Source organism: Sporomusa sphaeroides DSM 2875 (genome assembly GCF_001941975.2).
Taxonomy (GTDB): Bacteria; Bacillota; Negativicutes; order Sporomusales; family Sporomusaceae; genus Sporomusa; species Sporomusa sphaeroides.
The window spans coordinates 3,121,797-3,134,072 of the sequence record NZ_CP146991.1; the positions used below are offsets into that span (position 1 = coordinate 3,121,797).

Below are 12,276 nucleotides of genomic sequence, written 5' to 3' on the forward strand. Positions count from 1 at the left end.
AATGGCCCTTCGTGTCAGCTTCTGTACTCTATCACGACTAAGAAGGCAGTTACTTTATAGTTTTTTCCAGATGTTTTGTCCATTTAGCGCTAATGGCGTTTTTGTTATTGGCAACCCAGCCTTCGTCATAATTGCTAAACAGTTTAATTGAATCCATCGGGGTCATGTATTTGGCAAGCTCCACATTCTTTCTCAGCGGACGGACAGTCAGTTCTTTACCGGCCTGTTCCTGGACTTTTTGTGAAAGCATATAGTCGACAAACTTCTTGGCATTTTCAGGATGCTTGCAGCCCTTGATAATTTGCACCGATTCGCCGGGGAAAATAGCCCCTTCTGTCGGGAATACCACCTTAACCGGGGCGCCGTTTTTAACATAATTGGCCGCCGGGTCTTCCCAGGTCAGCCCTACAGTATATTCGCCGTCGGCAACACCTTTATGCACGCCGCCGGAGCTGTTAAGAATCTTGCCGTTAAGGTTGGCAATGAATTTATCCACAAAAGCCCAGGCCTCATCTGACATGGGGTCGCCATTTTTGCCCTTGGCATACAGCATGGCCATCAGTGATTGGAAGGCCGAACTTGAGTTGGCAGGATCACCAAAAGCGATTTTTCCCTTCAGTTCAGGGTTGAGCAGGTCGTCAAAGCTTTCCAGCTTGACATTGCCTGCTAAATTGGTATTAACGATAAACACGGTAGGGTCGGCAAAAGCCGCTGAAAAATAACCAGTTTTGTTCTTAAACGCATCCATCATGTTGGCATCTTCCGCAGACACATACTGCATAAACAAATCTTTTTGCGATTCCAGCATGGTTTGGTCGGCTGCCCATAAAATATCGCCCTGCGGATTATTTTTTTCCGAGGCAACACGTTTTACCAAAGGACCGGTACCGGCTACAATCACCTGAACCTTAATGCCGGTATCTTTTTCAAAGTTTGGAATCACCAGATTGTTTAAGCTTTCGCTGCGGGCAGTATAAACGGTCAATACCTTTTCTTCCTGCGTGGCAGCCGCCTTGGATTTGTCCGCGGTATTTGAGCCGCAGCCAGCCAAAACTGAACCCAGCAAAGACATCGCGAGCACCACGGCTAATGCCTTTTTGAAACCTTTCATGCCTTCTCCTCCTTGATTATGTAAAATGGATAACATTCTGATAGTTTAATCATAGCATACTTAAACAGGTTGTCTATCCGACAAAAATTAAGTAACATCCAAAATTCACAACTGTTTTATATAGTTAGAGCCACCCGTAAAACGGGTGGCTTGGTTACGCCCTATAAGGCCTCAAATATATATTTTCGTTTTCATCCATCAACAGATACTGTTTCCTGTGCTAAACCAGCCCACTAAAGAATTGATTGGAAAACTTAAAACAACCCCAATTGTTCAGGCTCACCCCATAGATGGCGAGACATGTCAATTCTCCCGTCTGAAAGAAAGGCGATTCCTTCACCCTCCAACATTGCGCGCTGTTTCTCCTGACCGCCAAAAACATACTCAGGCGCCAAGGTGCCAGTGCGGTTTATTACCCTGTGGCATGGCAGCGAATGACTGGCAGGCGCTCGGCTCATAGCGTATCCCACTTCCATGCTAACACGATTCCTTCCTTTTCTTTTCCTCGGTCTTTGGAGCGAGATCAATGGTGGTTTGCAATTGCGCCTTGCTTTTCAAAAAAGTTTTCTGCAAACCAGGTTCCAGCTTGTCAGTTGGTTTCAGATGGCCGATCAGCAACGGTGAATCCGGGTCGTGAAGCAGGTAGTTTTCACGGGGCAGCTGCGCGTTTTTATTGGCGTAACAATATTTGCAGCCGTTTAAGCAGCTATTCAGCGCACCCATATCCCGGCTTTCGATACAATGGCAGCCTTTGCGGAAGCCCTTGTGCTTGATGTCGCGGAATTGGAGGCCGTTTGCCTGCCCCAAAATGTCCAGCGTCACGCAGCCGGAAGTCTGAATGCCATAGCGGGCATAGTTTTCTTCCGGGCCGCAGGTCTGCAAAATAAGGCCATATTTTGTGGCGATCCCGCCAAGACCTCGCGCGATTTCGTCCATTTCAGCGGCTGTTATGGTAATCAGTTCAGGCAGGTTGGTTTCGTGTTTCCTGTACATCTCCACAAAGCTGAATATGCAGCGGTCAATGCGCCCAGCCAGCTGTTTCGCCATATGTTCAAAGGTTTCCAGATGCCGCGCTACGGTATAACTCTCTGTGAGCAATACCGGGTCATAGCGCCAGGCGACGCGCTGCGCGCCCACAATATCGGCAAGAGCCAGCAAAGTGTTCATGCTTGTATCTATATCGGGAATACCCGGTTCAATGTCCTTGCCATAGGCGGTGATGGTGTAATAAAAATAGGTATTGAACCGCTCCGTGATTTCGTGGATACGTTCAAGGACAGGGGCATAATTTTTGGAGCCAAAGATCAGGCAATCAATCTTGTCCGGCGACAGCTCGTACCGCCTGACCGAATTGGGAAACAGGGAGTTCCGCGACAGGACATAGCCTGCCGCAAACCGCTTGAACATCCAATCCGAGTAATGGTTAATAATATCTGTTCTGCCGCTGATGTTAAGAATCATAGTGTTAGAGTGCCGTACCCTTTTTCGGTACAAACAAGCGGGACATGTCCACGCCTTCCAGTTCAAGCAGCTTAATCTTCATTTGAACACCGCCGGCAAAACCCGTCAAACTGCCATTTGAACCAACAACCCGATGGCAGGGGACAATGATAGAGATAGGATTATGCCCGACTGCTCCCCCCACAGCTTGGCTTGACATACTTTGCTTACCCATTTTTGCAGCCATCTTTTTAGCAATGCCGCCATAGGTAATCACTTTGCCATACGGAATTTCGCGCAGGATATTCCATACCCCTTGACGAAATTCGCCGCCGATGGGAGCAAGCGGCAATTCGGAAATGCCTGGTTTTTCGCCGGCAAAGTATCTGTCCAGCCATTTTTTAGCCGTAGCAAACAGTGGAATGTCGTTCTTTTCTACCATGGCTTCGGGTATGGTATGCCCGTGGTACTTCTGGCCTTCCGTCCACAAGCCGACAAGATGGCTGCCGTCGCCGTCACAGGCAAGGGTGATGACTCCCAGAGGTGACAGGTATCGCGTTTGATAATACATTTGCTGTTCCTCCTACAATGTATTCCAGAGATTGACGGTGGCATAGCTGCGCCAAGGCCGCCAGCTTTCCGCCATTTTAAGAAGCTCTTTCGAAGTGTAACCCGGCAACGCATGCTTCACACCCGCATCTGTTTCAAGGAAAGAATCCGGCCATTCCATTGCCCGCATAGCAATATACTGTGCCGTCCAGCTGCCGATACCGCGAATCTGCATCAGCTTTTTCATTTCTTCTGCCGGCTGGGCGCAAAGATCAAAATTAATCTCACCTTGCGACAATGCCCTTGCCAGTTCGTAAATCGTATTTGACCGCGCGGCAATAACACCCAACACACCAAAATTTTCTGTTATGTTTTCGCCCATAGCTGCTATAGCTTCGGGTGACGGGAAAATGTGGGTCAAGCCCTCTATCTCTGTTTGAATGGGAATGCCGTGGTTTTTTACAATTCTTGCGGCCAATGTGCTTGCCGCCTTTACGGTGATTTGCTGTCCAAGCACCGCCCGTACTGCCATTTCAAAGGCGTTGAAGCAACCGGGTACGCGGGTACCCAGAGTACAAAGGCCGGGGCGAAGGTCGTTCATGACCTGGAGGGTTTCATACACTGCGTTTGGGTCGCAGTATAAATCAAACAAATGCCGTACCCGCGCCAATACCTGCGGCAGCACAGGCAGCAGCGTTTCGCTGATGGTAACGTTCAATGCGTTCTTTTGGGGGTTGTGGCCTACGCTTACCCAGCCATACACCTGCTTTCCCTCGGCATTTTGCAAATGCACAGTTCGCATATATTCGCCGTCTTTTACGGCTTCTATCCCCGTGATGGCCCGTCCGGCGAGGAAATTCAGCATTTTTTCCCAATGATAGGGCGGGCGATAGCCTAAAGCCAACGTGACATTGCCGTTACGCCTTTTTTCATGTGACATTCTTTTGCGCAATGCCGTGGGCGCAAGACTATAGTGTTTTTTGAAAAGGTCATTGAAGCGGCGGAGGCTGCCGAAGCCGGAAGCCATTGCCACATCGAGTACGGACAGATTTGTGTCCGTAAGCAAGTTTTTGGCAAGCAGCAATCTGCAGGTTTGCAGATACTGAACCGGTGACACGTTGTATTCAGCCGTGAACACACGGCGCAAGTGCCTGTCAGTATACCCAAGCCGCCCGGCAATTTCGTCCATACTTAGCCCACTGCTGCAGTTTTCTTCCAGCATACGCGCCGCCCGATAGACCAGCTTGGCGGTGGCATCTGTGATTGAGGTGCCGGGAGCAAGCTCCGGCCGGCATAAAAGACAGGGGCGATACCCTGCCTGCTCCGCTGCCGCCGCCGTATGATAAAAGGTGCAATTTTCAGCCTTCGGTTGCTTTGCCCGGCACACCGGGCGGCAGTATATGCCGGTGGACGATATGCCGACAAAAAAGCGCCCGTCAAAACGCGCATCTTTTGCCTTGAACGCGGTATACAAACCAGCGGTGTTTTCCACCATTGCTTTCGCCTCCCTGTCTGATACTGTATTTAGTATATCATGCTTCCCGAAAATATCTGGCTATTTTCGGACATGGTTTTTTGCTTCAAAAAAAACAGCCTTTGAAGGCTTCAGAGGTTGGGATCATACCGGCTTACCTGTGTTTTTGAATTACCGTGTCGGTTAACTGCTGCAGCAGCGTAAATACAAGCTGAATTTCGTCGTCAGTTATATTGTCAACATGAATACCACAGGTCACCACTGTGTTTTTCTTTAATGTGGAAGACAAGGTGTGCGATACATACCTTGCCGCCTCATCGTCCTTATGTCCTACCAGATTAAGCACCGAGGTTGTTGCGCTGACAGCATGTTCATCCCGCAAACTTGGTCTGGGAACACTTAGGGTTACACAGCCGATATGCGGACTGTCACCGCCGGCAATAACTACACAGAGATCATCTCCCACAGCAATCACTTTCATATTTATTGTTAGCCTGCCGCTTGCTATCGTTATATCCTGCATCTTACCACCTCACTTGCCTGTTAAGCTTAGATTCTCTCCCTGTCCAACAAACCCTGCTGCCGCCCTGCCAAATGTATCAGGAAAATATGCTTGCTCCTACAACAAAAAGAGCCTGTAAATAAATTACAGACTCTTTACTTATTTGCTTTTACCGCAGGCTGTTTACAGCGTTCCTACCAGATCAATGCTGGGACGTAAGGTTTCCTTGCCCGGAGCCCATCTTGCAGGGCACACCTGGTCGCCATACTCGGCAACAAACTGGGAAGCCTGTACCCTTCTTAACAGCTCATCGGCGTTTCTGCCGATGTTGCCGGCAAGCACTTCATAGACAACAATTTTACCTTCCGGATTTACAATAAAGGTACCTCTTTCAGCCAGTCCGTCAGCTTCTATCATGACATCAAAATCTCTGGCCAACGCACCTGTCGGGTCGGCTAACATAGGAAATTTAATCTTTTGAATGGTTTTGGAAGCATCATGCCATGCCTTATGTACAAAGTGGGTATCGCAGGATACGGAAAAAATCTGGCAGTTAATCTTTGCAAATTCTTCATATTTATTGGCCAGGTCTTCCAGCTCGGTGGGGCATACAAAAGTAAAATCTGCCGGATAAAAGAAAAATACCGTCCATTTACCCAGAATATCCTGTTTTGTAACCTCTTGGAAATCATTATTCACATATGCCTGAACCTTAAACTCACTGACTTCTTTTCCGATTAACGACATACTTTCGTCCTCCCTGTATTTGTATTATTTACATAGCAACCGGCTATGATTACACCCTGATTATAAAACGGTTCTTTTCAGCGGCTGCCAGCATTTATGCATTTGCACATTGATAACAATTACTATTTGATAATTATTATATGTCCATTTTTTGCCTATGTCAAGCTATTTTTTCTTTTTATGTGTTATTTGTGTTGTTCTACAACACTTGCCCCAGTGCTGCGGCCATTTTTGCCGAATGACAAATTCCATGCTTTTTAATAATAGCCGTTATCTTAGGCGAAAACCAATTCATATGGCCAAAGAAGGCTGTGTCTACATTTTGAATGGCCAATATTATTATTTCTTCATCAAGGGAACGCCGGTAGAAAGCAGCATACCCGGCCATAAATAACTGAATCGAAGCCAGCAGCAGCATCATCATCGTGTAGCCGAAGGCCGCTCCATTGAAAAAATAGATGTTGGTTGTCATAAAGTTGACTAAATAGTTCTCCAGTACATATTCATATTTGTCATATTCCCGGTCAATGAAGGTTTCTTTAATCCTCAGGTATTCTGCCAGGGAAAGCGTGTTATCATCAATAATGCCGCGGATTTTCTTTAAGTTATCAATATACGGTTCTGTATAATCAGTATCAGCTTCACCAATTCTACTGATAATAATTTCCTTTAGGATGCCTAAGGAATCCCGGATACTGGTTGCTGAGAAGTTTATGGTTTCGGTACATTCACTCAGCCGCAGGGATTCCTCCCCCAATATCAGCAGCCGTTGTTTTAATGGCAGGCAGCGGTTTTGCAAACCCTCGATGGCCTTTGGTAAAAACTCAAAATATTTTTTTATAAGCTGCAGGTCGTATTCATCGTCAGAGGAAAGTTCATAGTGATAATTATTGGGGAGGATTAAATCAGTAAGTTTTTCATCACTGAACGTAATTTTATTTTGGCTGATAATGGTTTTAATGGCTTCACGGCAAAGAAAGACCAGCGAAATTTCAAGGCCCCGTGTGCTTACACCGATGATTCGCGGATAGCTTTTGCAGGCATCAGGCAGATATTCATAACCATACTGCAAATTGATATGGCATAAGTTGTTTTTATTTAAAAATGAACATTGATTGCCGCTGCATTTTAACTGTTTTACCTGATTTTGCGTTGTACATATATTTTTTGTAATATCTTCGATTCCCTCGCCGGTTATTTTGGCCAAAGTTCCTTCATCCACGGCAAGGTATGAATCCCAGACTTTATTTCGATAACAACAGTAGCCACAGGCGCGGCACCTGAAGGCTCTGACATGTGATCCAATCATAGCTTCTCCTTCTATTATCTTTCTTTCAAAATATCTTTATACCATATTTTAACTATTCTAGCTAAATCCGACAAACTCCTTGTTGCTTCTATTGACATCAATACTATTCACTGCTATACTGTCAATAAATTTCATAATTTTGGTTGATCAGAAAGCTGAAGACCTAAAAGCCATTTCGATGGTTTCTTAGGTTTCAGCTTTTTTTGATTTTACCAGACTGCACTGCCAAACCAGCAAGCTTCGATGTCCTTGAAAGCTAATTTGAAAAGGAGTGAAAACTATGACTGACCCCATATTATCCCCGCAAGAACAACGTATTCAGGCCGAGATAGCAGGCGAACAGGTATTGCATACCCGTCAAAAAACTAACGCTATATTGCATACATTTAAAAATACCCGGCCACGCATTGACATAGAACGAGCCAAATACTTTACTCAATCTTTTCGTCGAACTGAAGGAGAACCACTGCTGCTCCGCTGGGCAAAAGCATTGAAACACATTGCAGAAAATATCACGGTTTATATTGACGATCATCAACTGCTTGTTGGCCGCTCGGGGTCGCAAGGGCGATACGGCATCTTATATCCCGAACTTGACGGCGATTTTCTCGGCTTAGCTATTGAGCAAATACCTAACCGGGTTGAATCACCTTTCAATATTTCTGAGGATGATTCCCGTACTATTATTGAAGAAATCGCTCCTTATTGGCAGGGAAAGACCTTTCATGAAAATTTGGCCAAAACACTGCCGGCAGAAACCCTGAAATATACTTATGACCCCAAGGATCCGCTAAAGTCGCGTTTCATTGTCAATGAAACCGCATCCTTTCGCTCCTCCATTCAGTGGGTACACGATTATGAAAAGGTTTTAAAACGAGGTTTCAAAGCTATAAAAAACGAGGCTGAACAAAAACTGGCGCAATTAGATCCGCTAAGTTCAGTTGATACAATGGAAAGGGCCCCCTTTCTCCAGGCAATAATTATCATCTGCGACGCTATTGTTCTTTGGGCTAACAGGCACGCCCGGCTTGCTGAAGCTCTCGCAGAAAAAGCAGAGAATCTTTCACGCAGAGAGGAACTGCTAAAGATTGCCGAAATCTGCCGCCGGGTGCCTGAGCATCCCGCCCGTAATTTTCACGAGGCTATGCAAGCGCAGTGGTTTACCCAGATGTTTTCCCGTATGGAACAAAAAACCGGCACCATCATATCCAATGGCCGCATGGATCAATATTTGTTTCTTTATTATCAACAGGACCTTGCAGCCGGCATAATAACAGAAGCTGACGCTTTACAGCTTTTTGAATGCATGTGGCTGGCAATGGCTCAGTTTACCGACTTGTACCTTTCGCCGACAGGCGGAGCCTTTAACGAGGGTTATGCTCATTGGGAAGCCGTCACCATTGGCGGACAAACGCCTGACGGACTGGACGCCACCAATGAATTGACCTATCTTACTTTACGTTCAAAGCGCGAGTTTCCGCTCCATTATCCAGACCTCGCGGCCCGCATTCATGGAAGGGTACCTGCCCGTTACCTTTATGAAGTAGCGGAAACCATTAAAGAAGGTTCCGGCTTTCCGAAGTTAATCAATGACGAAGAAGTTGTCCCCCTGTTACTGGCTAAAGGAGCCTCTTTTGCAGAAGCTTACGATTATGCTGTATCCGGCTGCTCTGAGTGCCGTATGCCCAACCGGGATACGTACACCAGTCCTTGCGCTTATATTAACTTCCCGGCAGCTGTGGAAATGACCCTGTATAACGGCAAAATGAAACTGTATGGCAATGAGCAAATAGGACTGGAAACAGGCGATCCCAGGACTTTCGCGCACTGGGAGGAATTTTGGCAAGCGTATATGGCACAGCATATCAACTTCTTGAAACATGCCTTTATTCAACAGCATGTTATCATTAATTTACGGGCAAAACACTTTGCCTGGCCGTTAGGTTCGGCACTGCATGATTTGTGCATGAAAACCTATAAAGACATCCATTCGCCGGTAATTGAAGGCGGAATTGATTTAGGCTATTTTGAATTCATGGGCTATGGCACAGTGGTAGATTCGCTGGCAGCCATTAAAAAACTGGTTTATGAAGAAAAGAAACTGACCATCCTTGAGCTGCTTGAAGCAGTAGAGCATAATTTTGAGGGTTATGAGGCTACCCGCCAATTATTACTCCACGCCCCCAAGTACGGTAATAATGATGCCTATGCAGATACCATAGCTAAAGAACTTGACCGCCAGTGCCTTGAATTCACGCGAAAGTATTCCAAAGAATTAGGAGTTCACCTGGATCTCCGGTTAGTACCGTTTACCTCGCATGTTCCCTTCGGTAAAGTAGTTAGTGCAACCCCGAACGGCAGAAAAGCCTACACTCCGCTTTCTGACGGTTCTTCCTCCTCCCAGGGTGCTGATACCAGTGGTCCAACTGCCGTTCTTCTCTCTAACTATGCTTCAAAAAACTTTGGCTACCGTGAACGTGCAGCAAGATTGTTAAATGTTAAGCTAAGTCCTGCTTGCATTGCCGGCGAGGAAGGCACCGATAAATTGGCAGCCTTTATTCGAACCTGGTGTGATCTTAAACTTTGGCATTTGCAGTTCAATGTAATTAACCGCGAAACCTTGCTTGCTGCAAAAAAAGAACCGGACAAATACCGTAATCTCATTGTTCGCATTGCAGGCTACAGTGCCTATTTTACCGACTTATCTCCTGATTTGCAGGACGACCTTATCGCCAGAACCGAACATACCTCTTTGTAAACAGTAAAAACCCTAGCCGCTGCTAGGGTTTTTACTGTTTAGCGCCAAAGCTATTCCAACTTGCCCAATGCCTGCTGAAAATCCGCTTCTAAGTCTTCAAAGTCCTCTAAGCCCACACTAATCCGGATCAAATCATCATAGGCGCCGGCGTTAATCTTTTCCGCTTCCTGACTTGTAGCATAAATGGTAGACGCCGGATGGATAACCAGTGTGCGCGTATCTCCGATATTCGCAAGATTTGCCGCATATGTCAGGCTGTTGATCACTGCAAAAGCATTGTCCTTGGTTCCGACCCGGATCGTTAACATCGCCCCGAATTTACCGTTGAACTGTGCTTTCGCCACCTGGTAATACGGACTGTCTTCCAGCCCGGGATAATTTACCGTTTTCACCTTGGCACAAGAGCGCAAACTGACAGCCAGTTTATAAGCAGTTTCACAAGCACGTTCCATTCTAAGCCCAAGAGTCTCCATGCCAATACTGGTCAAATACGCATTAAAAGGTGACATACAGGCCCCGAAATCTTTAAATATTCCTTTGCGCAATTTGGCTAAATAGGCAAACCGGCCAAATTTTTCGTACTCTTTAAATGCCGGAAACTTATCATAATTCCATTTGCGTTTACCGCTGTCGATAATAATGCCGCCAATTGAATTGCCGCTGCCGTTTATATATTTCGAAGTGGAATGAATAACAACATCTGCACCTAACTTAATCGGCTTAACCAAAAATGGTGTCGTAACAGTATTATCAACAACCAGAAGAATCTCATGCTGATGAGCAAGCTCTGCCAGCGCGGCAATATCGGGCACATCCAGCTTGGGATTGCCAATGGTCTCGATGAAAATAACTTTTGTCCTGGGCGAGATGCAGGCGGCAAAGCTTTCTATCCTGTTATCAGCTGCATACTGTGTGGTAATATTAAATTCCTCAAGGCAATGGAATAAGGAAGTAGTGCCGCCGAAAATACCACTGCTGGCCACAACCTCGTCCCCGCTTTTAACAAGATTCAAAATAGCCAGGGTGACAGCCGCCATCCCCGAAGCACAGGCTATAGCGCCAATTCCGCTCTCTAAGGCGGCAACCCGTTGTTCAAAGGAATCAATACTGGGATTATTAAGGCGAGTATATACAAAACCTGGTTTTTTCCCATTAAATACAGCCTCTAAATCCTCTGCCGTCTGATGAGCAAAAGCAGATGACTGATATATGGGAGTTAAGGTAGCCCCGTTTTTTTCTTCAGGCGCATGAGCACTATGCAGCAGCGAGGTATTGAATTTCATTCTAACCCGCCCTTCTCCACTATCACCGTATAGGTTGCGTCCCCGTTCTTGTCCACCTGATGTACCTTATGCCCTTCTTCCTTAAGGCTGCGCGGAACATTGCCAATAGGCTCGCCTTCATTCATTTTTATCGCCAGCAGCTGGCCGTCCTCAAGTTCTTCCAGTGCCACTTTCACCTTGACAAAGGTCATCGGACAGACGACATCAGTAATATCAACAAAAGCATCTGCTTTGCCCACTATAATACCTCCTTCAGTTTTATCTGGAATGCATCCCAGCCAACCCGGTCAAGAGTATTGCGAAAACGTTCGCTGGGTTTGCCGTTATCTGCAAAAAACTGCAAAGCGGTTTCCACAATCACGTGGAGCTTATCTTCTTCAAACACAATGGGTATAGTCTGTTTGCCGATAGCGATCCGGTTGCCAAACAAACCGCCGAAAGAAACGATAAAGCCGCTCTTTCCGTCCCAGGCGTCTACCGGGCAGGATTTATTGCATTTGCCGCAATAAGTACAGGCAGCTTGCTTAAACTCAAGTTTTCGTTCTTCTTTGGCGACCGCAATGGCTTTAGCCGGACAGACTGCTTCGCACAATCCGCAAAAAGTACATTTGCTGTCTTGCCAAATAGGCAAGATACCGCCTTTTACTCCCAGATCATTTTCTTCCGCCTTTAGGCAGTTATTAGAACAGCCGGTAATGCCCAGTTTAAATTTGTGGGGCAGTTCCCGGGCGTAATACCGCTTGTCAAATTCCTGCGCCAGGGCAGCCGTGTCAATATTGCCGCTTGGACAAACAGCTGATCCCTGACAGGCCGTAATGGTCCGTACTCTGGGTCCGCAGGCTCCCGGCTGCAGCCCGGCTTCATGTAACTCTTTTTTTATCACTTCAATATCTTCCAGTTTGACAAATGGAATTTCTATGCTTTGGCGCGAGGTCATATGAACATAGCCCTGCCCGTACTGTTCAGCAATCTCATACACCTTTTTCAACTGCCCGGCTTTAATCTGCCCGCCGACGATTCTTAGCCGCAAGGAAAATCTATCTTTTTGAATCTGGCGCATGAAACCGCCTTTTTTTAATGCTTTATAATCTACCTGTGCCATA

General features: G+C 46.4%; 12 protein-coding genes. 1 reads left to right on the forward strand and 11 read right to left on the reverse strand.

Annotated elements, in window-relative coordinates:
* Positions 1-49 precede the first annotated feature (49 nt).
* From SPSPH_RS14615 to fliB, 8 genes are all read right to left on the reverse strand, one after another.
* Positions 50-1,111: an extracellular solute-binding protein gene (locus tag SPSPH_RS14615; RefSeq protein WP_075757497.1), complete on the reverse strand. Its 1,062-nt coding sequence runs from the start codon at positions 1,109-1,111 to the stop codon at positions 50-52.
* A 254-nt stretch (positions 1,112-1,365) separates the two neighbouring features.
* Positions 1,366-1,587 (reverse strand): MGMT family protein, encoded by a 222-nt coding sequence (locus SPSPH_RS23555; RefSeq protein WP_075757496.1) that lies wholly within the window; start codon positions 1,585-1,587, stop codon positions 1,366-1,368.
* A gap of 1 nt (position 1,588) precedes the next feature.
* Positions 1,589-2,572 carry a DUF1848 domain-containing protein gene (locus tag SPSPH_RS14620; protein WP_075757495.1) on the reverse strand — a complete coding sequence of 328 codons (984 nt, stop codon included), beginning with the start codon at positions 2,570-2,572 and terminating at the stop codon, positions 1,589-1,591.
* 4 nt (positions 2,573-2,576) lie between these two features.
* Entirely contained in the window at positions 2,577-3,122 is a 546-nt protein-coding gene (locus SPSPH_RS14625) for a methylated-DNA--[protein]-cysteine S-methyltransferase (RefSeq protein ID WP_075757494.1), read from the reverse strand.
* 12 nt (positions 3,123-3,134) lie between these two features.
* The gene (locus SPSPH_RS14630; RefSeq protein ID WP_075757493.1) at positions 3,135-4,595 is read right to left on the reverse strand and encodes a DNA-3-methyladenine glycosylase 2 family protein; all 1,461 of its coding nucleotides are present in this window, start codon (positions 4,593-4,595) and stop codon (positions 3,135-3,137) included.
* Positions 4,596-4,728: 133 nt separating this feature from the next.
* Entirely contained in the window at positions 4,729-5,097 is a 369-nt protein-coding gene (locus SPSPH_RS14635; RefSeq protein WP_075757492.1) for a hypothetical protein, read from the reverse strand.
* Between the two features lie 162 nt (positions 5,098-5,259).
* Positions 5,260-5,823, reverse strand: coding sequence for an alkyl hydroperoxide reductase subunit C (gene ahpC, locus SPSPH_RS14640; RefSeq protein ID WP_075757491.1), 564 nt, complete (start codon positions 5,821-5,823; stop codon positions 5,260-5,262).
* Positions 5,824-6,022: 199 nt separating this feature from the next.
* The gene (gene fliB, locus SPSPH_RS14645; RefSeq protein WP_075757490.1) at positions 6,023-7,132 is read right to left on the reverse strand and encodes a flagellin lysine-N-methylase; all 1,110 of its coding nucleotides are present in this window, start codon (positions 7,130-7,132) and stop codon (positions 6,023-6,025) included.
* A 280-nt stretch (positions 7,133-7,412) separates the two neighbouring features.
* Between fliB and hpsG the strand changes: the two genes are divergently transcribed.
* Positions 7,413-9,890 carry a (2S)-3-sulfopropanediol dehydratase gene (hpsG, locus tag SPSPH_RS14650; protein ID WP_075757489.1) on the forward strand — a complete coding sequence of 826 codons (2,478 nt, stop codon included), beginning with the start codon at positions 7,413-7,415 and terminating at the stop codon, positions 9,888-9,890.
* 50 nt (positions 9,891-9,940) lie between these two features.
* Here hpsG and SPSPH_RS14655 read toward each other — a convergent pair whose 3' ends face one another.
* Genes SPSPH_RS14655 through SPSPH_RS14665 form a run of 3 tightly spaced genes read right to left on the reverse strand, consistent with a single transcriptional unit; the run spans position 9,941 to position 12,275 of the window.
* A complete protein-coding gene (locus SPSPH_RS14655) occupies positions 9,941-11,173 on the reverse strand; it encodes an O-acetylhomoserine aminocarboxypropyltransferase/cysteine synthase family protein (RefSeq protein ID WP_075757488.1) in 1,233 nt (410 codons plus the stop codon).
* Positions 11,170-11,412 (reverse strand): sulfurtransferase TusA family protein, encoded by a 243-nt coding sequence (locus SPSPH_RS14660; protein ID WP_223226195.1) that lies wholly within the window; start codon positions 11,410-11,412, stop codon positions 11,170-11,172. The genes SPSPH_RS14655 and SPSPH_RS14660 overlap by 4 nt, the downstream gene beginning before the upstream one ends.
* Positions 11,412-12,275 (reverse strand): 4Fe-4S binding protein, encoded by an 864-nt coding sequence (locus SPSPH_RS14665; RefSeq protein WP_075757486.1) that lies wholly within the window; start codon positions 12,273-12,275, stop codon positions 11,412-11,414. The genes SPSPH_RS14660 and SPSPH_RS14665 overlap by 1 nt, the downstream gene beginning before the upstream one ends.
* Position 12,276 lies beyond the last annotated feature (1 nt).